General features: G+C 56.7%; 11 protein-coding genes and 1 pseudogene. 10 read left to right on the top strand and 2 right to left on the bottom strand.

From position 1 onward, the window contains the following. Positions 1 to 41 precede the first annotated feature (41 nt). Positions 42 to 3,533, top strand: coding sequence for a homing endonuclease associated repeat-containing protein (locus tag ACSFC5_RS06320; RefSeq protein ID WP_440764392.1), 3,492 nt, complete (start codon positions 42 to 44; stop codon positions 3,531 to 3,533). Positions 3,534 to 3,943: 410 nt separating this feature from the next. On the opposite strand, the gene ACSFC5_RS06325 is transcribed toward ACSFC5_RS06320, so the two are convergent. Beyond that, positions 3,944 to 4,180: a hypothetical protein gene (locus ACSFC5_RS06325; RefSeq protein WP_440764393.1), complete on the bottom strand. Its 237-nt coding sequence runs from the start codon at positions 4,178 to 4,180 to the stop codon at positions 3,944 to 3,946. Between the two features lie 174 nt (positions 4,181 to 4,354). Between ACSFC5_RS06325 and ACSFC5_RS06330 the strand changes: the two genes are divergently transcribed. The 5 genes and pseudogenes from ACSFC5_RS06330 to ACSFC5_RS06350 form a co-directional block, all read left to right on the top strand. Further along, positions 4,355 to 4,918, top strand: a complete 564-nt coding sequence (locus ACSFC5_RS06330) for a hypothetical protein (RefSeq protein WP_440764394.1) — start codon at positions 4,355 to 4,357, stop codon at positions 4,916 to 4,918. Further along, entirely contained in the window at positions 4,915 to 7,650 is a 2,736-nt protein-coding gene (locus ACSFC5_RS06335; protein ID WP_440764395.1) for a DEAD/DEAH box helicase, read from the top strand. Before ACSFC5_RS06330 ends, ACSFC5_RS06335 begins: the two co-directional genes overlap by 4 nt. A gap of 74 nt (positions 7,651 to 7,724) precedes the next feature. Beyond that, positions 7,725 to 9,707 (top strand): hypothetical protein, encoded by a 1,983-nt coding sequence (locus ACSFC5_RS06340; RefSeq protein ID WP_440764396.1) that lies wholly within the window; start codon positions 7,725 to 7,727, stop codon positions 9,705 to 9,707. 86 nt (positions 9,708 to 9,793) lie between these two features. Beyond that, positions 9,794 to 12,970, top strand: coding sequence for a PD-(D/E)XK nuclease family protein (locus ACSFC5_RS06345; RefSeq protein ID WP_440765028.1), 3,177 nt, complete (start codon positions 9,794 to 9,796; stop codon positions 12,968 to 12,970). A gap of 426 nt (positions 12,971 to 13,396) precedes the next feature. Beyond that, positions 13,397 to 13,552: pseudogene (locus tag ACSFC5_RS06350) on the top strand (DEAD/DEAH box helicase); the annotation flags it as partial. A gap of 840 nt (positions 13,553 to 14,392) precedes the next feature. On the opposite strand, the gene ACSFC5_RS06355 reads toward ACSFC5_RS06350, so the two are convergent. Beyond that, complete coding sequence (locus ACSFC5_RS06355) at positions 14,393 to 14,590, bottom strand: hypothetical protein (RefSeq protein ID WP_440765042.1); 198 nt, start codon at positions 14,588 to 14,590, stop codon at positions 14,393 to 14,395. A gap of 198 nt (positions 14,591 to 14,788) precedes the next feature. Between ACSFC5_RS06355 and ACSFC5_RS06360 the strand changes: the two genes are divergently transcribed. Genes ACSFC5_RS06360 through ACSFC5_RS06375 form a run of 4 tightly spaced genes read left to right on the top strand, consistent with a single transcriptional unit; the run spans position 14,789 to position 22,600 of the window. Next, the gene (locus tag ACSFC5_RS06360) at positions 14,789 to 17,848 is read left to right on the top strand and encodes a helicase-related protein (RefSeq protein ID WP_440765029.1); all 3,060 of its coding nucleotides are present in this window, start codon (positions 14,789 to 14,791) and stop codon (positions 17,846 to 17,848) included. Positions 17,849 to 17,903: 55 nt separating this feature from the next. Beyond that, a complete protein-coding gene (locus ACSFC5_RS06365; RefSeq protein WP_440764397.1) occupies positions 17,904 to 18,815 on the top strand; it encodes a hypothetical protein in 912 nt (303 codons plus the stop codon). A gap of 21 nt (positions 18,816 to 18,836) precedes the next feature. Beyond that, positions 18,837 to 19,697, top strand: coding sequence for a hypothetical protein (locus ACSFC5_RS06370; RefSeq protein ID WP_440764398.1), 861 nt, complete (start codon positions 18,837 to 18,839; stop codon positions 19,695 to 19,697). Further along, positions 19,694 to 22,600, top strand: a complete 2,907-nt coding sequence (locus ACSFC5_RS06375) for a P-loop NTPase family protein (RefSeq protein WP_440764399.1) — start codon at positions 19,694 to 19,696, stop codon at positions 22,598 to 22,600. Before ACSFC5_RS06370 ends, ACSFC5_RS06375 begins: the two co-directional genes overlap by 4 nt. Position 22,601 lies beyond the last annotated feature (1 nt).

Below are 22,601 nucleotides of genomic sequence, written 5' to 3' on the forward strand. Positions count from 1 at the left end.
GGATAGCAAATGACGTTCACAAATGAGGAAAACCTAACCAAATGACGGCGAACGATGAACTTGTAGATCGGCTTGGCTTGCGAAAAGTCAGTCGCACGTATAGACGACGGCGACGGATCGCAATTGTCGGGGTGCTGCTGGCAGGTACTGCCTCCCTTCTCGTTCCAGAGTTTGTCGTGCTTGGTGTTCCAACTACCGTTATTTGCGCCTACATTTATAACAAGTACAGTGGCGAAAATGAGGAAATAGCGAGCGAAGTCGAGCAGCACGCCGTAGAGCAACTCGAGATCGCTAGACAACTTCTCTGGGAAGGGGAGAAAAGCGCTTCTATCGCCAAAATAGACTCTCTGCAACGTGGTCTCGAGTCCATACGGGAATCGTCACTCGAGGAAAATTACGATGATACGAAGTTTGACTACCTTTACAATACGGTCATTGATGTCGGCAGGTATCTAAAGCAGACGGAAAATTACGACTGGCCAACGGAAAAAACGTCTACCATCATAGAGCCCAAAGAGCCACCGGAGTTCTCGAGCGAGTCGGTTCAGGATCTCGTTATTCGACTTAGAAAGGTTGGGATGGACCAATCTCAACTCAATGCGGTCCGATCTCGCATCGAGTCAGACCAACGCGATCTCGAGCAAACGAAACAAACACTCGAGAGCGATGTATCGGTGACCGCCGCCGCCGCGGCATTTGTCGAGTCCGATCGCGAGGAGCGACCACCGATTTCCGAAGACATCTTGACTGCTCATCCTGCCGGCAAAGAATTGGTGAACCGAGCACGCGAAATGGAGGCCGCGCGGGAGAAACTCGGCTTTCGGGTGTTGGTGGATGCTGCCGTCACTTCTGAAGCGGAAGCCGATCAGCAGGCGGAGTCCGATTCGAACACAGCCGAGACGGCGTACAACGAGGCTGCCTCATACTACGCTAGAGCTGCAGAGTTAGCGAACGAGACGTATATCGAAGTAGTAAAACTCGAGGAGACGGCGCTCTCCAAACCAGAACTGACTGCAGTTGACGGCATTGGCCAAGCCCGTGCTGAAAAACTCGAGCGGATCGGTATCGAGTCACCAAGCGAGTTGCGAGACAAAGAGAAACTCACTGAGGCCAAAGGCTTCGGCGAAAGACGAGCGGAGTCGCTCATCGAGGCACGAGATGGACTGCTTGAAGACTACCTGCGCCACAAACGAGAACGTGTCGAAGAAAAACGAGCGGCACTGGCCTCCACCGAAGAAAAGCGCGAAGAAGCTTCAGACCCCTCTAACAGGTCGGTCCAGGTCCTCGTCGAGCAACTCGCGAGAAGCGGTGCGAATCAGGCTCACCTCGAAGCACTTCAGTCTCGCGTCGAGTCCGAGCAGCAAACCCACGATCGGGTAAAGCAGGCGCTCGAGCAGGGTGCGCCGGTGTCTGCTGCTGAGGCGTTCATCGAGTCCTCCCGTGAGGATCAACCACCAATTCCCGAAGAAGTCGGGAAAGAACACCCTGCCGGCGAGGAACTGGTAACCCGGGTGCATACCACGAAGACGACTTTAGACGAATTCGGCTTTCGAGCCCTCGTCGATGCTGCCGTCAGCCGTGACGAGAAGGGGAATCGCGAAGCGGAAACCGATCCGAAATCGGCAGAGAAGGCATACGACGAGGCAGCCACGTACTATGCCCGTGCCGCACAGTTAGCGAGCGAAGCCGATTACGAAGTAGAAATACTCGAGGAGACGGCCCTTTCCAAGCCAAAACTGACCGACATCGACGGTATCGGAACGGGTCGCGCTGGCCCGCTCAGGCGTATCGGTATCGAATCGCCGAGTGACCTCACGGATGTGGTAAAACTGACCGAAGTGAAGGGCATTGGCGAAACGACGGCGAAGTCTCTCATCGAAGCGCGACGGGACCTGTTGGAAAACTACCTCCGGGAGCACCGAGAACGCGTCGAGGAAAAGCGGGCTTCACTGCCACCCAGCAATGAGGAACAAGTCGCCGAACTGGTCAAAACGACGACTGAGGCATTGGATGCTGCTGACGACGCGATACCCACCGACCTCTCGACAGCCACTGAGCACCTCGATCGCGTTGAGGACGCTCTCGCCGACAACTCTATCGAAGACGAACGGGCAGTTCCGGAGGACCTTACGTCCATCAAGGAGCGTCTGAGCGAACTCCGGGTTCGAGTTCGAACCGAGAAAGCGCAGCGTGAGTTCGATAACTCGATGTCGACGGTTGATGACTTGCTCGACCAACTCGAGACCGCTGCTGACCGCGGTGAATACGATCGAGCGATCGGCTATACAGGACCAATTCGGCAGCAACTGGATAAAGCAGCGGGACTCCAGGATGATCTCGGGGCCGGCGCCTCGAAACGCATCGAGTCCTGCGAGAAGCGCCTTGAGCGACTCACCACCAGGGCGTCACAAGCACAGCACCGAGAAACGTTCGAAAAGAACTTACAAGAGATCGAAACGACTGTCGATAACGGCGTTGAGGCAGACGCGAACGTGGAGTACACAGTGTCTGCAAAAGCGTATAATGAGGCACAGGAAGAGGTAGAGGATGCACTCGAAGTAGCCTATGATGCCGAGTACGCCGAAGTGTGGGAACTCGAACGACGACTCGAGCAAATCAAGTCAGCGAAAGTACGTGCAATCGAACAACGCGACGAAGACTGGGAAACACGGTGTGCAACGGCCACATCACAGGTCGACCGTGCGAACCGAGAACTCGAGAAAGTGGATCAGTATCTCGACATCGGAGATGAGGGAGCGGCTTACAATAGCTACCAGGCTGCTAACGAAGCAGTCGACGAAGCGAGATCAACGCTTCGAACCGGACACGTTCCGAGTGAACGAGAGTGTTGGGACGAGGTCGACGACATGCAGATGCGCGTCGACGAAGTTGGCGATAAACTCGCTTCGCATGGCATCGATCAACCAATGGTCAGCCACGATGAACTCCTGGCATATCTGAAGGAGCTAGCCATAATCTTCGACGAGTCCCCCTCTGCCGAATTCGTTCGCACTTACGGAATCTATCCGGTCGACGAGTACGAAGAGGCGTTCGGGTCGTGGAGCGAGGTCCTGAACGCAGCGAATCTCGAACCCGTCGAGTCGCGAAGTCGAAGACAGTACTCTAGAACTAATATTCTCGACTCGATAATCGCAGTCGCCGAGAAACTCGGCGAGCACCCGGAAGCGGCCGAGTTCAACGAACACGGCGAAATGTCCTCAACTACGGTGACCAATCGGTTCGGTGCCTGGGAAGCGGCTATCGCACTCGCAGGCCTCACGGAGGAACCAACTCTCGAGGTGGTACGAGAACACGCTGACGCCGTTGAGGCGACTCGAAGTAATTCCGACGAACAGTCTCGAACGTTCACCTATACGGAAGACGAAACCGATGCCGATGACCCGGACGATGACGAGAACGACCCGAATTCGTCCGATGGAGAAGGGGAGGGTGGAGAAGAGGCAGAGGACGAGGATGACTTTAGTGGATTCCGAGAGCGTCGTCAAAAGAGGGAACGACTCAAGAACTCCTGACAGATGAGTCGAGCGCCGCCACGGCCGTTCGAAGCGAGGAGATTCATATGGATCGTGCTCATCTCGCTTCCCCTTCGCCAGTATCATCGATTCCGTTTACTGAACGGTCAGAACCAATGCTGTTGTAATCGCGGGGACCACATTCAGGTCCACTGCACGCTAATGAGCTATATTCTTCACCTACTTGTAAAAATCAACCTGTGTCAGAATGATATATTCGACTAATGAAGAGCTGTGCGGTGATTTCGTTTCCACCGGTCAGTAATCTTAACACCCTCGCCTGCTTTTGGCCGCGTATCGCACTCCAAGAGATGGAAGCAACGACGGAAAATTACGAAGCAACACTTCGCTCCGCACGCAACTGTCTGAACACCGCACGGTCAGAATATCGTGCGATCGAGGACGTCGACTCAGTCCCGAGTGAACTCGTCGAGTCCATCAACGAACTCGATAGAGAACTCGAAGATCTGGAGGACGTGATTAACGTATCTGAACAAGAACTCCGCCGGGCGGAAGACGTCGCCGATCGCGCGGAACTCCTCGAGGCGGTTCTTGCAGCTGTTCGCGGCCGAGTGCGGGCGATTATCGATGCCGACGTCGATCGGCTCAGACTGTGGTTCGATGGCTACGACCGATTGACACGCCAATACGAGGTCACCGAGGCGACGCGTAGTCGGTGCTCAGAGGTGGAACGGATCTGCGGGATGATGGAGCAATTGATTACCAAAGACCGGCACGAGAAGATCCGAACGAACGACAAGTTCTCGCCCGGTGCTATCGACCGAACTCTCCGAGAACTCGATCGGCAACTCGTAGAGGACGTGGAAGTCGGCAAGTATATCGGTGCCTGTCTCTCGATCATCGAGGATCTGTTCCCGATCGTTCACGATGGACTTGGCTCACTCGCCGATGAGAATCCGCAAAAGTCGTCATTCGGTAATTCACTCAGTGAGGTCAAAAAGCTCCGCACGGAAGCCGAAGAGATGCGCGACACGGACCCCGCGGCAGCAGCCGAAGCGGTCCGCGTGGCTCTCGAAGGGGCACTTATCCACCACTACGCCGTGAGTCGAGCAGTTGCCGATCAAGAGTTTGCACAAGCGTTAGCTGAACTTGTCCGTGATCAGGGTCTTGACCTCGAGTTGGAGTACGAGGAGAGTGCCGCCCGCGGTGACGTCGACGCACTGCTGGACGAACTGATATCGATCATTCAGACGGAAGTGACTCGTTCGAGGGGCGCTCGCCTTCGGCGTCTCCTCGAAGAGCATAACGGCAGTGTGAATCGAACAGCCGCAGCGACTGAATTCACCGTCACCGAGATACTCGAGACGCTTCAGACGATGGACGACGACAACAAAATTGCCGACGTGGAGGTTACGTTCGAATGAGTTCTGACTTCGCTTCGGGACCAATTGATAACCGAACCATCGAGACGGCGTGGGAGTCGTTCACGTCAGAAGAGGAAGTGTATCGATCCGTGAAGAACGACGTCCTCGACGCCGTAACGGACGCGTGTGCCAGTGGGATAAATGCGGGCAATTACGATGCGACGGCCTCTCTGCAGGAAGTGTTCGAGGCGTTCACGGACGAGCATTGTGCGGAAGAGGCGCCGTTCGTGACCGAGGTACTGGAATCGGACGCGCTCATCGTGGATGTCCTCGAACGAGGACGCGAACAAGTCGCGCAAATCATCTTCCAGCAACTCATCGAGGAACTCGTCGACAGCGGCGACCTCCTGTACGTGTACAACCGACAGCAGGTGCGGAGTCACGTCGCCGAAATGGCCCGGTACTTTGCCCTCATCAGGCAGCGACTCTCGAGGGAGACGAATTATACGTTTTCGCCGAACCTCGTGAAAATGGTCAAGATCGACTCGGCTGATCGCGAGCAGCCGATCATGGGACAAGACCGCGAAAAAGCGCAGCGGTTCCAACAGCCGTTACGTCGCATCAACGAACGGATCGAAGATGCAGAGCCCGCGTGGGAGCTCGAAGATTCTCTCGGCAGCGAGTGGCGGGCGGCCGTCTCGGATACGATGGAACTGATGGGCGAGTTCTTCCGCACTGGCCTCCCCGATGAATTCGACTCCCTCGCCGCCTATCAGGCCCGCGCTTTCGAGAACGTATTCGTTGACGCGGTCACCGACGGTGGATCGACAGCTCACGATGCGAACATCGTGACGGCAAGCACGGGTGGTGGGAAGACCGAAGCATTCCTTTTCCCGACGCTCGCGTATTCGCTGTTGGCAAACGAAGCAGGAATTGACGGGACGAAGGCCGTATTAACGTATCCCAGACGAGATCTGTGCAACAACCAGTTTGAACGGCTCTTTTCGTATATCACCACGATAAACGAAACGGAATCCTCGCTCGGTGCGTCGTTCGATGACGCTCCGCTCACACTTAGCATCCAGCATGGGGGGCGAGGCGATGTCGAACTGCCGTGTCCGCACTGTGATGACGGGGAAGACGGGACGCTCGAACCAGAAGACGACACGTATTTCGAATGTCAACGGGATTCCGATCACGTCGTTCATTACGCGACTACTGACCGAGGTGCGTCCGCCGACTTCCTCATCACGACCGGCGATTCGCTCCATCGACGGTTGATGGACAAGTACGGGAACGCGGCGCTCTGGTCCGAACCCTATCCACCGAAGTTCCTCGTTCTCGACGAGGTGCACGTTTACACCGATCAGGCGGGGATGAACGTGGCGAACGTCGTTCGACGCTTCAAACAAGCGATGCAGCGAAAGGCTCGAAATCAGGAGCCGCGTTTCATTGCATCGAGTGCCACGATCAACAACGCGACGGAATTCACCGGTGGCATCTTTGGGATCGACGAGGAATCGGTTCGGCATATCTCGCCTAATGACGACGAAAAGGACACGCTCGGCCGGGAGCATTTCGTATTCGTCAAAGCGACCGATCCGCGCGAGGTCATTGTTCCGGTCGGCGAGTCACAATTTAAACCTCGGTCAGAGTGGACCGAGACGACGCCGACGACCGCGACCAACCTCTCGTGTATGATCCAGATCGCGTTCGCATTCTATCACACGATGAGAAAGGAGCAGGCCGGCGATAGGCCGGGGCTCACGGACGACAAGGACCGAATCCTCGGGTTCGTCGACTCGATCGATTCCGTCAGTCGACTCGGTGGATTCGTCCAAGAGACCGAAGAAGACGGCCTCTTCCGACTGCGGACTCCCGACGCTGTACTCGGTGAACGAGGAAACAATCCGGACTGCCCTCGCGAGCAATTCCGAGGTGCGACCGACGACACATACGACGAGGGAGCAGTCTGTGAGTCCCTTCCTCCGAATCCCAACCTGAACGCCTGTCCAGTCTACGAGGACGGAGAATGCTGGTGGACGATGCAAGATAGGCGACTCGACCTGCAGGAGATGAAAGTTGCCATCCACAAAAGCGGTCGCACACAGCACGCCGGAACCGGGGCGACGGTCGAAGATGACTGGGACCAACTCATCTCGACGAGCGCTCTCGAAGTCGGATTCGACCACCCCAGCATTATCGGGACCTTCCAGTATCGAGCCCCGCGAAACGTCCCGGGGTTCGTACAACGCAAAGGTCGCGGCGGACGCGACGCCAAAGACGAACCTATCACGGTCGTTGTTTTGGGATCGTCGCCGACGGATTCGTACTACTTCCACCACTCGAACTACCTGAGTGAGCCTCGCGACGAACACCTCGATATCCCATTGGACGCGGACAACCGCTTCATCCGCGCGGAACACATGACTGCTGCCATTGTCGACTACTTCAACGTCACAGACACAACCGACGCAAAGCGATTATTCCGAGGACAGTGGACAGCGGGTCCTGGCGTCGGTCCAGATGTCCCGTACTTACGGGACCAATTCGAAGCGCACGAACCCGACATCCGCAACTGGCTCGACTCGGCGTTCGAGGCATCCGACGAAGAAGTCGACCGAGTTCTCCGGGAGTTCGACCAATACGTCGTGTCCCTGTTCGAGGAAGTCGCACCTGGCACGGACGATACGCCATATTGGGAGTTCTTCGAACGGGCGATGGACAACCGCCAGACAACGGGCCCAATTGATCAACTCATCGACGCCCTGCGTGAGGAGGAGATAGAATGAGTCGCGACTCGCGAGAGAATGTTGGACTGAGCCATAGTGATCGAATCGGCCGTCTACAGGGAATCCGTAAGCAGGTGGACGAATCTGATTTCCCGTACCTCGACCTCGCGGGCATCTTCAACGCTGACCCAGCTGCAAATCCACCGTACATCATTCCTGAGACGTTTATATCCGAAGAGGTAGGCGGATCGCTCACGGTTATCGAAGACGAGAGCGAGGAGGTCCTCGGACAAGAGAACGCGAACCAAGTGTTGAGCAACTTCCTTCCAGGTGGGTACAAGAAACGCTGGAAGAAGTTCCGACTCTGGCGTGGGACGTGGGACTTGGGGTCCGATGCCGGCGTTGCAGATATCGGTCCAATGTTCGATTGGGCGCGGTCGTATCCGCTCACGGACCTTCTTGGAGACGTAACGTCGGTCAACTACACCGAACTTTCGTTTAATCCGGATGACGTTTGCGTTTACATCCCTCGGACCATCCGCGTCGATGACTTGGTCGATCCGGACTACGTTTGGCTTAACGACGAGAAGGTCGTCTGGACGGGAAAGCCCCCGATGAGCAGTACGCCGCTCTCATCAGATCCGACGACGAACTACCTATGGTTCAAACACACAGCAGAACCGTTCAGCGAGACTAACGATGTGGCTGCGATCGCCGATAGCGACGCGGTCGCCGGCGTGTCGTTCGACGACGATCACGAGTTCATCCGGTGTTACTACGCGTCCTTGCTTACACTGTATCCGAAGGGAACGACCCGCACGCAATCAGGCCTCATCACGTACAGCGTCGAAGATGACGACACAACTGCGTTCGTCGGGACGCGTGAGCGGAGCCAGGTCCTCTCGCTCGAACTCGATCGGAAGGAGCTCCGTTCGCGGATCGACGCAGCGTTTGCTGACAATCCGCAACTGAAACGGGATGTGAAATTCGCGTATCTCCATCAACAGTTGTGGGAACGGCTGTTTTTCGATGAAGAAGCGATCGAACACGAGTTCGCCGTACAACCGCTGATGGAGCACCTGAGCGGTGCCGACTTCTGGCGGCGGATGGTCGAAGAAGACGAATACGGCGTGTTCGGTCTCTCGGGGCCGGATCTGGTCCAGACCGTCGAAGAGTTGTTGCCCACCGATTCGCCAACGCGACTCCGCCTTCTCGGCCACGACGGGCCAGATTCGTCGCTCCCCCTCCAAACGGTCCGCTACGAGACGGGAACGCTCGCCGAACTCTTGGCCAGATGTCGGAACGATGACCTTGTCGTGGAGTTCGCCGAAGACGTCCTCGTTCACTCCGCCGAACATGCGCTCGCGACCTGGGCAACGGAGTCAACCGGCAGTGGAACGTCGTTCGAACTCTGGTATGATCTCAACTTCCAGGCAAACGACGATCCGTACGCTCGCATCAGTATCTACGACGCCATCGAAGGCGGTGCAGGCATCGCGAAAGAGGTCGCCGATCTCTTCGATACCGACGAGAGCATCAGCATTGACGCGGGGCTGGCCACTCAAGGGCGGTGTCATTCGGCAACCGCCGACCGGGCTACCATTCGCCTGCTAGCTGACCACCCAGATGGTTCGTTGTACGATATCCAGCGAACGAATCGAGAGCACTTCGAGGAGTTGGTGGATGAAACGCTTGACGGACAGATATCTGACACTGGGGCGTTCAGCAAGGACGACCTGCGATCGCTCGTTACGGCGCGCGTTCGTCGGTTGTTCGAGACGCGTGAACTCGCCAGGTTCTACTCTTATTTGGCGGCTAAACTGGAGGAACTGGCGAGCGAACTCGGACGGACCCCGCGAACGGCCGATCTGGCTCTGTTTTTGGACCGACACGTCTTCGAAGACCCCAGCATCCAGGCGACCTACGAGCGGTTCGCGAGCGAAACTGGCAGAAAAGATATCGCCGAGTTAGAAGAACGACTTGAAGAGTTGACGGTCGGGTGTCTCACGGCTTGTCCAGACTGTCTTCAGACGGAGCACAGTCGCTGTCTGAAGGCGACCGGGCACCAAGCAACGACACTCAATCGCCGACTATTGACGGAGGTATTCGACACATGATCCGCAAGCTGTCAACGTTACTCGAGAATCCGCCCGATGGCATCGGTGAGGAGATGATGGTTCGGTGTCGCGTCCGTAGCGACGCCATGCCCGGCGAGTCCGGCGGTGAGAAAATCGTCTATCTCGTCGACGATCCGGTGGAGCGAGAGGCCGGCGTGGCTGCACTGTCGTTTTGGGCGGACTCGCCCTCACCTGAGGGGCTTCGAGCCACTGACTCCGCGCTCCTATCGACCCTCGATATCCCGGTCCAGAACGATGAAATAGAGGGTCTCGAGGGGATTGGCATCCGGCAAGACGAGGAATTGATCGTCCGTGCGGTACCCAACTATCGCCCGGCCGAGGGAGAGGCTGATCTCTACCTCAACGTCACGTCAGTCGTCGTTCGCTCGCCGGAGACGCTGGTGAGCAAAGGGAAACTTAGAGTCCAAGAACGGTGTTCGCGCGAATACTACCTCAGGTACGTAAAGAACGCCTACACGGGCGGCCGATACAGTCGCGAAAACTACCAGCGGAGCTCGATTTTCCGCGGCAATGCGGTCCACGAAATCGCCGAGAAGGCGTTTGAAAACCAACTGAATCGGTTTTTGGACGACGAATGGACGCCTGAATCCGTCGAAGCGTATTGCACCGAGTTTCTCGACAACGGATTGGGATTCGAACAGGCCCTGCTCGTGCTATCGGGGGCGGGGCTCGACGAACGAGATCACATCCTCGAAATCACGACGCGTCTCTTCACCGATGCAGAACTCAGAGAGCGGCTCACGGAGGCCGACAACATCGAGGTCGAACGGTTCCTCGACGAAGAACTCGGGTTCGCCGGCCGGGTCGATCTCTTGCTTGACGAGACGCCGTACGACATAAAAACGACACGCAATCCCGCCGACGAGACGGTCGACAAGCACGGCTATCAGTTGAAACTTTATTTGACTTCGCTGCTCTTCGAGAATTTGGAGGACGGCCGGTCAGTACGTGAGGAAATCGCGGACGGACGGACTGCGTACCTGATCTATCCGAACGTCGACGCAGAAGATGTCCGTTTCGAACCGGTCGAACTCACGTGGGACGACGTAATCGAATTCTTGCAACTTCGCAACGACGCGACGAAGTCAGCGGACTCTTTCGCTCCGCCGTCCACATACGATCGGGACTGCGAGGATTGTGCGTTCGCTTCCGCAGAGTGGATCAACGGCCCGGATGACGCCCTCCCTCCGGCCTGCACCTACCATTGTCAGAACGAACGCCGGTGGCCGTGTTACGAACTCGAAGACGGCAGTGTGACATCAGATTGCTCACTCTTCGACCAATGTGACCAACGTCACGAATACCGCACACCCGCCACCATCGATCGATACGAATCGACACGGGCAGCGTTTAATGACGAGCGGAGAGCCAGAAACAGCGCCCGCCACGCGCTTGAGCGTCTCGATCGGGCCGTTCAGCGCGATACGGGCTACCTGCTCGACGAACTCACGCTCTCCGGCATGGCATCGTCAGGTACCGTGTTGCTACTCGAGGCGCAGGAACCTGCGGTGCCCGCGTTTTCACCGGGTTCCACCGTCAGACTTCGATCCCCCGCCGAAAGCGTGGATCAGGAGGCGGTGTATCTCGGCCAGCGTGGAGAAACGCACCGGTTCAAACTGGTGTCCGGTTCTGCACGCTCGTTCTTGAACGCGGACGGCCCCTTCGAAGCGTTGTACGCGTTCAGCACGCGGTCGATCACGCACCGATATCTTCCCTATCTTGACTTCGCACAGCGACGGGGAGTGACCCTCGGAATTCAGGGCGGAGACGCCACGACTAACGCAACGACGCGAAACGTCGTCCCCGAGAGGGTCGCCGACTACCTCGACACCGATGAGGTGTTTATCGACCTCCCCATCGGGACAGATCGGCACACGAAACTCGAACGACTCGTCGAAGAGATCGTGACCGCCTCACTCCCGCACCCCGAGCGGGAAGACAAGACCGTTCCCGATGCGGCCCGGCGCGTACTCGTCCTAGGGACCACTCCAAGGATGGTCGATATCGCAGCCGATGCGCAACCGGAAGGAACGCACTACCGAGTCGATGGGACAACCGGACGCGACGACCACCATGCGCTCCGTGACATCGACGGATATCACCAATTGCAGCAGCGGTTATTAGAGTCGAACTCGTTAGTGTCGTCGGTGGAAGCGGCGACGAGTGAGAACGGTCTAGGCGGCGTTGGACAGCTCTTCCACAGACTGAAGGAGGGATCGTTCGGGGCTCGCGATCACTCGGATAACTTCTTCGACCACTTAGTCGTGCTCGGTGCCGAGACGCTTACGGAACCGGAATACAGGTTTCTTGCGGACGTCGCCGACCGGACCGTTCTCGTCGGCGACACGCGTGCGAGTGGGCCGTCGATGATTAGTCGAAGCGCTCGTGACGCAGATCTCGAGGTGTCTTACTTCGAGCAGGCGTTCGATCACTACAGTTCGTTCGAGAGCGAAACCGCGGTCAGCCTCCAAATGCGAGGGTCTGCGCCGCCGGCATTGCGACAACTCTATCCGTCCGGTCCCTGGGACGAGATCGAAGGCAGGATCCAGTTCTTGAACATCGAAGGTGGCGAAGCAAGCGCTGTGGAGACGATCGAGTTGCACGCGACAGTCCGCGCCGAGAACGGTCCCGGGCGTCGCCTCGTGTTTGATGTCACTGATACCCCGATCGACCCGTTGGAGGCACAGGACGTGTTCGCCGACCGGCACAACCTCGACGCGACGAGTCTACGCGAGGAGAGCGTTGTCGTGATCAACGAGGAAAGCTTCTACTTGGCGGCGAAGGAACCGATCGATGGCGACAATCCGGAATATCATGAGGTCACTATTCGTGCCAATGCACTCGAGTTGTCCCAATTCAGTAGTGCTCTTCTGCGAAATAACATCGCGGAACAGATCGTTACGCAAGTGGCTTCGGCTGAAGATATCGACCGTATTGTGACGCCATTCGCGGCACATGCAAACGCTATCGAACAGCGGCTTACCGAAGAGGACGTCGACGCAACGGTGTCATTGCCTGCGAATCTCGATGGAGATGTTATAGACCGTGCCATCGTGAGTCTCGGAACTGCCAACGACGCCCGCATCGTTCGTCCGCCACTCGACGATCCGGAAGTTCTCTATCGAATTCTATCGTGTGCGAAACATGTGGTCTTCGTCGGAAACGGAGAGACGTTACAAACGAAGGACCTGTTCCAGCGACTTATCGAAGAATCGGTACCGTACGCAAATACAGAGAACTGACCCTCTTCCAAACATCTATGAAATAAATGAGTGATATCCCGTGTCGGATTTATTCTATCTGGTGTCGAGACACCAATAGTTATTTGTCAGACGCAAGGCAAGGGAGTCACGACTTTGAATATGGACTCTCCACAGGAAGCACTGGATGGGGCAGTCAATCGTGCTTCCGAGATCATCTGGTGGAACAGATCGTTGACGAAACTAAACCAACAAGAGAATATCGACAATGCCGAGTCGTTCGTTCGAGACGATCTTATCGAGTCAAAGGGACCGTATGTTGAATACGTTCGTACCCCGAAGGCATACAACGTCTCTATCTCCGAGTTTCTCGATTCACACGACTATCATGACCTCGTTTCAGAGGCCGCAGTAGACGTCCTGTTCGACGGTAACGACTCGCTGCCGCTCTATCAGCATCAGGCAGAGATGATCGATGCCATCGAGAGCGATACGAACGACAATATACTGGCGGTTCCAACCGCGACGGGGAAGACTGAGTCGTTCTTCCTGCCGATTTTGAATCACTGTCTGCAGACCGACGAGTCGGGGCTGAAGTCGATCGTCATTTACCCGATGAAGACGCTGGAAGTGGACCAACTCAACCGATTCATCCGTTATCTCGATCGTGTCAATCGGGACCTCAAAGGTGAGAAAATCAAGATCGGTCTCTGGGACGGCGATACCGAGGAGTCCGTCGGCAGCCAAGATTTCCAGATTCAGTCGGGATCGTATATCCGCGGACTGGAGTGTCCCCGAACGGGCGACAAACTCCGCGTGAAGTCGAATTTCAATGTCGGGACCGACGACCACGACTATCCGTGGATACGCGTCACACGAAAGGGCATCCGGAGTGGGGTTGACATTCTCTTGACCAACCCGGAGGCCTTAGATTACCTCTTCGTCAATGACAAGTCGAGGACACGAGGCCTGGTCGGCGAGGAACCGAGCGAACATCCTGTGGAACACATCGTGTATGACGAGGCTCACGTTTGGTCCGGCATTAGCGGCGCATCTGTTTCCCTGCTCTCACGCCGACTGAAATCGTTCTACAGTGCAAGAGATCCACAGGTCACGATGGTGTCCGCGACCGTGGACAACCCGGCTGAACTCGCGGCTTCGCTGACCGGCGGCGAAGAGTCCGATGTGAACGAGGTGACGTTTACTCCCGAACCAGTTCCAGTCGACGTCAAACCGGACTTCGGACGGATAGAGCCGTGTTCGCTAGAAGAGATCGTCCGAGTTCTCATTCATGCCACGCAAGAGACAACGTCGGCGTCTGATCTGAGAGAACAATATCCTGAACTGGGGAACGCGATTTCGACGCTTCGCGAGATCGGTATCTTGACCGGTGGCAACCAGTTGCGTGTACGCCCGTCGGTAGAGCAGTGGCTTCTCCCTCCCATCGAGTCAACGATCGACTCGTTAGTCAAGACGGACAAATACGATGACCCCCTCGATGTCGCAGCATCGGAAGAAGGAGTGGAACGAATCGTCAACCGAGTCCTCGACTCCGAAAACATCGGGAGCAACTGGAAGCGGTTCGCTGTCGAGAACATTCCTGAAGTCGGAGCGCTTGCCGAACTCTTCGAAGAGGGGACTGGGAGTGTCCGATTCCGACATTACGACGATCTGCTAACTGCAGTCGATGCCGAATCAGTCGATGATCCCGATGGCGTACTTTCGACGGTGATGCTCTTCGGTCGACTCGGTCGGATTCTCACCGACAAGTATCACACGTTCTTAAAGCCGCCGTCGAAGGCGTATTGGTGTCGCGACTGTGCACTAGTCTCTCGGCACAACAGCTGTCGCGAATGTGGAATGGGGATTCCGGAACTGCAGTTCTGCCGTCGCTGCCACCACCCGCACGTCGGTGAGGAGCGAGAGGATGAGACCGAGTTCGTCCCGCTGAACGCACCGGAAACGGACCGGTGCCCGGGCTGTGGAGAGAAGCCATCCCTTCAGGACATCAACGTTCCGACGTCGACGTTGTTGTCGTTCATGCTGACCGAACTCTGCAGGCTGACGCCGTCGAAGAAGACGCTCGTCTTCAACGATTCGCGAAGTTCCGCCGAAGCAGTCGGTGGAGGGATCATCGACACCGAGTACGGATTGGTGGCGGAATCACTTTATATCGAAGAACTCCTCGAGGCTGGCGGTTCGAAAGAAGCATCGGAGATCTATTTTAACGTCAGCGATCGATTGAAAGAGGAATACTGGAAACCGCTCAAGGAGAACGCGATCGACGAAGAGGGAGCGACCTACGAGATCCTTGAGGATATGCGCCAGCAGATCCAGCGGAAAGCGTCCCTCCAGAACTGTCGGCATCTCACGCCGGCTGCACTCGTAACGTCCGAGTACCTCTCCGATCTCTCAGATCCTCGTGCGCTCGCTATCGGACATGAAGTGTTCGACATCTTCGCTCAAGATCCGAACGTCTCCTTTCAGCGCAATCGCATCCAGATCAAGGGGCTTACCTACGACCGGTTGCGAAACAAGGTTTCTAACGGACTGCGGTTCAGCGACGAGGAACTCGATCGGCACCTTCCACGCATCCTGGCGCGACTCGAGGAATCAGGGTTCGTTCACCAACCGCCGTGGGACGAACTGACCCAGCAGGTTCACGATAGCGGCGAATCGGCCGATAACATCGACGGTACGCTCACCTATCTCGAGGACGAGCGAGACCGTCTCGGTGGGCTCGTCGACGTCGATCAGCCGGCCGAGAGCGGCGTCTTCCAGCGCGACCTCAAGGAAGACGATTCCGTCCTTCGGTTGGTCGAACGTGTCACCTACTGTACGAACTGCTACGCCACTTATCCGGCTCCGGAAAGCGAGACTCTCGACACCTGTCCACAGTGTGGGAATGGCGTGGAGACGTACGACCGATTCAGCAGCACGGACGATGGCTACACCGGAACTGGGGTCGCCGACGTGGAGAGCGATTGGGAGTGGAACGTCGATCACTGGGGAAGCGACATCGCGCACCCAGCGGCCACTGATTCGATAGAGACCATCTCCGTCGGTATCCACAAAGGCGACGTCCCGGCTTCGCTTCGTGGAGCAATCGAGGAAGCGTTCCGGAAGTCAGATCCCGACGTCAACATCGTCAGCGCCACACCCACGATGGAACTCGGCGTCGACATCGGGACGCTCGATAGTGTTACACAGGTGGGTGTGCCGCCGACGTTAACCAACTACGTACAGCGGAGCGGCCGAACCGGGCGTTCGCGCGGGAGTTCCTCGCTCGTCTCGACCGTCATTCGAGGCGAACATCCCGTCGATAACCACTACTATGCCAACCTTGAGGCGTTCTTTTCGGGGTTCGAACCGGTTCGCGTTCCCGACCCCGAGAACTACGACGAAGTAATGGCCGGACACGTCTTCACCGAAACGCTCGCGTATCTCCTCCGTAACCCGGATCCGAAACAGGTGATGGACCAGATCTACTCGCTCAACGAGTCGGCGCTCGATCTCACGAGTTATCAGCAAGAGGTCCGCAAGCGGTTTCGAATTCTGGAGAAATTCGTGAGCGAGGACCCCCAGCGAACGAGCGTCGAGCGCCATCTTCGGAACGTGTTCGGCCCGCGTGGCGTTGAGATCTTCGAGCAGATCTTCTTCGAAGACGGACCAATAAACCTCCAGCGGCGTGGAAAGCGCACGTTCCAGACCCTCACCAATGTCGATGGATCCGTCCAAGCGGTGACCTCGCTGACGGAGCGCTACCGTCGTCTCGATCAGTGGGCCGGCCTGCTGGGATACCTTGCAAACTACAGAGGATTCGGATCACAGTTCCCCATTAAGGTTAGCAACAGGGGGAGCGACGATATCCGGTTCGAGACTTCGGGTCAATTGTACGAGGTGTTCCCTGGTCCCGAAAACGACACTGGCGCGGTGTTCCGACTCCAGGGGACCAAGTACATCGTCACGGACGTTCACGGAAGCCCCGACGAGATCACTACGACCGGCATCTGCCAGAACGAGGAGTGCGAACGCCCGTTCGAGAGCCACGATCTCGAATACGAGGTGTGTCCGCACTGTGACTCCCCGCTACATGAAACCGCAATTCATCCGATCGCTTCGGTAACTTGCAAGAAGGCGTCTGGCGGGCAGAAAGGGTACTCGACGCGTCCAATCGCGACCGTCCACATCGATCAAACGGATACTCACGAAACGGAGACCGTCGACCTGTTCGGGTCGGAATGCGAACTTTCAGTTGGCAACTTCGACATCGTCGACTTCATCTACGCGTTCGAGCAGTTCCACTCCCGACGAAGCGGGAAGAAGACGCTCCTGTCCGAAGCGGTGGTAGATGCTGGCGGCGATTCGGACGTCGACGAGTCCGACGCCTCGCTGGAGGACCTGCTCGACGAGGTCGACGAGACGACGTACCGGCCGGTTGGACAACAGTATCATACGCGCGGCCTCCGTTTCCGGTTCGACCGGGCAGCGATCCGAAGTCGGTTCGACGAGTACGCACCGGATGCGTCGTGGCCGGCCGCTCTCGTGAGCCTCGAACAGGCCCTCGAGAAGGCCATCGCGATCATCGCCGAGTGTGACCGGGACGACTTCCGAGTGAAGGTCGACGATACGGGTGAGGAACTCGAAGTGTTCATGGTCGACAGCCGCGAGGGCGGCAACGGCGTCACGTGGCAGGTGCTCGAAGCGCTCCGCGAGGGGGGTTCGCTCGAGCGAAACGTCCGTAAGGTCGCTGACTGCGAGACCTGTTCCGGATACTGCGACCAGTGCCTGTTGCTCGCACGAACGCCGGCGTTCTACCTCGAGAACGACCTGCTCGACAAATACGCATTACGGGCCGTCATCGGCAGCGGGCCTCACCAGGATGACGCGGCAGAGGTCGAAACCGCCTCTGGAGACTGATGTCAGATGCATCGCCTTTCCAGTTTAAAAGAGAGATGCGAGATGGAGGAGACGGATGCAGTGGCGTAAGTTCGACTCGCTGATCTCGGATACCGAAGTGGTGTTCATCTCCGATCCGATCAAGAACGGGAACGTGGAAGGACTCCTGAGAGCGCTCCCCGCAGTATTGTATAGCGGGTTCGACGACGTCACGTGTCCGAAGTCCTGGCTTCAACTCGAAGATCCGTCTCGACACCGCGCGTACGAGTACAACTGGCACCTCCTCCAAGACATCGAGCGGCCGCAGTTCGATCTCGTAGCAGCTACGACGCAATACTACGAAAATAATCTCCCGGTCTACAGTCTGCAGGGCCTAGTCAACCGATATTCGGTTTCCGACAGACAGATCGTCGTCATTGGGGACAGTGAGAACTTCGAACTCGCCGGAACTGTCAGACCCTTCCGTGAAGATCCCGTCGTAGATCGGGCGATGAAATACCAGGAGGTGTACGCTGCATATGAGCAGCAATACGAAGAGCACGGCATGGAGTTGCCGCTGAAAGGGACGAAGAACCTCTTCTTACACGACAATGCGAACCTGTACGAGTTGGCTACGGGGACAACACTTTCTTCGGTGGAAGGATTGATCGATGTCCTCCCGGATGCGCCGTATCTGCCGCTCCTTGAGGGCCTCTCCTCCGTATTTGCTTCCGGTTCGACATATGGAAGCGAACCGTTGGAATCGACTGCGGCAATCGAGGCGTTCGGCAAATGGCTTCGGCGCCGAATCGAACTGGACTACAACGAGGCACTCTCTGTCGCACGCACGATCAACGACTACGCCATTGACCACGAGCAACTGTTCGACGAGGCGAGTCGGACTCAAATGCCGAATATCAACGACGCACGGACCGCACGCCGCGAACTGACTCCAGAAGAGAACTCGATACACGAGCGATACAACGTCTGGCTGTCGAATGCGCTGTGACCAAATAACCACCAATAGACCATGATAACGAGTGAACAATACGTACTCAACGTCGTCCAGAACCCGAAGCTCATCGAAATTGCCTACCGGGCGATACAAGGGGGAAACGTGGAAGAGGAAGAAATAGTAGCCAAGACGGGACTTGAATCCGATGGCGATGGGAACGGAACGTTTGAACAGGCGACGGACGGCCTCCTAACGTTCGGATTGGCCCGGAAATCAGAGTACAAGTATCACCCCGAATCTCTCGCGTTCGAAATCGACGATTGGGAACTAAACTTCCGGATGACGATGCTGCACAACATTACGAAGGAAGCTACCGAGCCTGATTGGGGAAAACAATCGGCCGTCGTTCTCAATTACGAGTGGCTCCTCGACAACAAACAGTACTTCAGTGGGACGAGCAGCGAACTTCGGAACAAGATCGATCGCTGGCATCAAGAGCAGGGATACGAACCGCGGAACAACAACGGTGAGCGGATGAAGCTCAATCCGGAGAAGTTCAATCACTGGCGAAACCAGGCCGAGTATCTTGGCCTCATTCATCCCACCAAAGGACGATCAAGCACCTACACCGTCGCGCCGGATCCCGATCTCGTTTCGGCGTCAGTGTACGCCGCCTGCGAAGAGGACGGCGACGGTGAGGGCATCGAGACGCAGAAATACGTCGATTGGCTCAATCAGAACCTGCTTCGCGTCCCGTTGACGACGGAGGGTGAGTTCACGAAACCGTTCGCGAGTACCCTGTATCGGCTTGCCAAGAACGAGCGAATCGCCCTCGTCAAGCACGGTGACCAAGCACAGGTCGGACTCAACGGAGTAGCGATCGATTCGAACGACGGCATCGCGAAGAACGCGAACTACATCACGGTGAACACATGAGTTCAATCCAACAACCCAACGGATCGCTGTGTCCGCACTATCTCGATATCGACGAAGAACTCCTGAGTCAACTCTCCAGTAAGGTCGCAAAAGTCAGGTCAGAGGACAAGGAACTCTTCGATTTCACGCATCACCGTATCACCGTTTTCGATGCTCTCGCCGAGGGTGAAGTGGAGGTCTCTGAAGAGGAGATCTACGAACAGTTCGATAGACACCGTCCGAAGAACTTCGTCACGGTCATTGAGGGCAACGTTGGTACGGGGAAATCCGAACTCTGTGCGTACCTCTCGCACCAACTCCAGGATGACGGGCGACCGGTCCTCCACATCGATAAGAACGCCGACCTCCTCACAATCATGGCCGAGGAGATCCCTCAGTTCTATCGAAAACACATCGGCGGGGAACTCCCCGGAGCGAGCAACGTCGAACGACTCCAGAAACACGTCCGCCAGAACCGAGATACGGTCGCCAGTCTCGTCGTCGCAAAGGCCGTACTTAACATCTCAGACCTAGACGACACCGACGTTGACCTCACATCAAGCGAACGAGAGCAACTCGAAGAGTTCGTCCGCGATAAATTGACCGCGATCAGCCAGCGTGGCGACCTCGCAACGAAGGTGAGTTTCGTCGATCCAGGTGAGATCGAGAACTTCTCCTATCTGAACGTCTTCGAACGAAAGTCACTGGAAGACGCAGCAGAAGCGTGGAACGATGCCATCTGGGAGGCCGTTAGGGACGAATACGATACGCCGTCGTTGGACCAGCTCCTGAAACGCGTTGGTCAGGATTTCGGTGAGGACCGCCCAGTGCTCGTGTTCGAGGACTTCTCTATCTCGGCCCTCGACGCAGCAAAGCTCCGCGACTTCATGGAAGACGACAGTACGGAGAACAACTGGGACTTCATTATCGCGGGAACACAGGACTCGACCGAGATTCTTCACACGCAAACCGGGTTAGAACGTCACGAGTTCTACCGGACGAACCGCCCGAACTCAAGCAGTGTCATCTTCTTGGATGAGGACTCGTGTGTGGACTTCATCCGCCCGTTTCTGGGCTACATTAAATACGATGATGGGAGCGTCTCGTACAAACGCGACGAGACCAATGTGATCGTGGACATCCAGTCACCGGCGACCGCCAGCAAGTGTAGCCAGTGTGGCTTCTGTGACGACGAGTTTCGGGACCTATTCCCGTTTAACGAGGGATTTTTGCAGCGAATCTACCGTGGACTTGACGAGGGCGACCAACGACCACGACGGTACGTCGAAAAGGTCTTCGACGTTCTCGAGGACTACATCGAGGAATTCGTCGATTCGCCCGCCAGTTCTGATGAGTTGAACGGCCTCCACAATGCTCGTACCGTACACGACGACATCTACAGCGAGGAATCCGTGCGGCAACTCGCGAAGTGGTACGGCGAGGAGAGCGAGGACTTAAACGCGCTGGTCGTCGATGCGCGTTTTCCCCAAGCGTTCGGGTTCAAAGAAGACCTCGTAGATGACCTGCCAATCGAGCGCCGAACCGTTTCCCTGGACCATGGAGGCGAGCGCGAGGCGTGGATCATTCCGAAGACGAAACAACAGAAGAAGAAGCCGAAACGGAAGAAAAAGAAGCAGAAGAAACGGCAGAAATCGAAACCGGATCCGGAGGAGGAGAAGATCGAGGAAGTCAAGGGATACCTCGACACGTGGCGCGAGAACCCCGACGCAAGCGCAGCCGCGGATCTCGACGTCTACATGCGGACAGCCCTCAAGGATGCGTTGGACGAACTCACAGAGGGGTTCGTTCTTCAGTCCGACGGCGAACTCGAGTACCTCGTCGGCGGGAACAACGATCCGTTCGTTCTCGAAGGGCAGGGCCTCCGGAATAGGGATCAAATCAAGATCGATCCAGCGGACTTTACAACGTCCGATCTGCTGGCACTCCTCCGATACGGCGTTTACCGCGAAATGAGTCCGCAGCAGGCCGACAAAGCGGCATTGTTCGATGAAGTCGGCACTCAACTCACCGGCTACGCTCGCGAGTGGCGGTCGACGATTCGATCGGAGTATCTCGAAACCAATCCGAATTTATTCGTTCGGTCGGCTCAGCATAGGGAGTTCGAAGATCTCGTTGTCGCTCTCTGCGGCGTCGCCGCAATGTTGGATGATCCGTGGGAGGAAGTTACCGCCGAGCGGATACAAGAGGCGTACTCTGCTGACGAACTCACGTTGGACGCCGATTTGAAGAACATCCTCAGCGATCGACTGGTGCAGGAGAAGCAGGACACCATCACCGAGTTCATGGACGACACGGAGTACATACAGGGGCTCGTGGGCGACTACTTCGCAGCGAGCGACAGCGTTCTCGACCTCCAACGGATTCGAGAACATCTCGCCGAGGCCCCTCCGGCTGAGGTCTTAGACGACCTCAAGAAGAGTGGGGTTCAGAACTTGCCTTCAGATCTGCGGTTCGACAGCAACACGTCGGTCAAGAATATCGCGTTCGCGGGTTACAACGTCGACGACGCGCTCGACACGGTTGCGAGTGACGAGGACGCACCGACCGCTGCTAGCTTCGTCAACCATCAATTGCGAGGCGTCAACGTCTCGAACGTCAAGGAGTACATCGAAAACATCCGAACCTACGACGACGTGAGCCCGGATTCGAAAGAAATCCTCGGGAAGTTCGCCACCTACTCACAGGACGAAATCGACGCGGTTCTGACCGCATGTACGCTTCAAGGCGATTTGTGGGAGCGGAGAGGAACTCACGCATCAATTCACGGGACGCTAGCCGGTCTGAAAATTTACGAACACGAACTCACGGGAACACTCACACAGATAGACCTCACGGGCGACCGAGCTGGCGGCGATATGTCCGAGTTCGTGAAATTAAGTGACCGCTATACGGAGGGACTGTAAT

Origin of the sequence: Natronorubrum marinum (genome assembly GCF_052040125.1) — an archaeon.
Classification (GTDB): domain Archaea; phylum Halobacteriota; class Halobacteria; order Halobacteriales; family Natrialbaceae; genus Natronorubrum.

Bases quoted from the DNA above. Each gene is read 5' to 3' on its own strand.
- ACSFC5_RS06360 (WP_440765029.1), top strand. From the start codon at position 14,789: ATGGGGATTCCGGAACTGCAGTTCTGCCGTCGCTGCCACCACCCGCAC.
- ACSFC5_RS06355 (WP_440765042.1), bottom strand. From the start codon at position 14,590: ATGTCGGAATCGGACACTCCCAGTCCCCTCTTCGAAGAGTTCGGCAAG.
- ACSFC5_RS06335 (WP_440764395.1), top strand. From the start codon at position 4,915: ATGAGTTCTGACTTCGCTTCGGGACCAATTGATAACCGAACCATCGAG.
- ACSFC5_RS06375 (WP_440764399.1), top strand. From the start codon at position 19,694: ATGAGTTCAATCCAACAACCCAACGGATCGCTGTGTCCGCACTATCTC.
- ACSFC5_RS06320 (WP_440764392.1), top strand. From the start codon at position 42: ATGACGGCGAACGATGAACTTGTAGATCGGCTTGGCTTGCGAAAAGTC.
- ACSFC5_RS06345 (WP_440765028.1), top strand. From the start codon at position 9,794: ATGCCCGGCGAGTCCGGCGGTGAGAAAATCGTCTATCTCGTCGACGAT.
- ACSFC5_RS06365 (WP_440764397.1), top strand. From the start codon at position 17,904: ATGCAGTGGCGTAAGTTCGACTCGCTGATCTCGGATACCGAAGTGGTG.
- ACSFC5_RS06370 (WP_440764398.1), top strand. From the start codon at position 18,837: ATGATAACGAGTGAACAATACGTACTCAACGTCGTCCAGAACCCGAAG.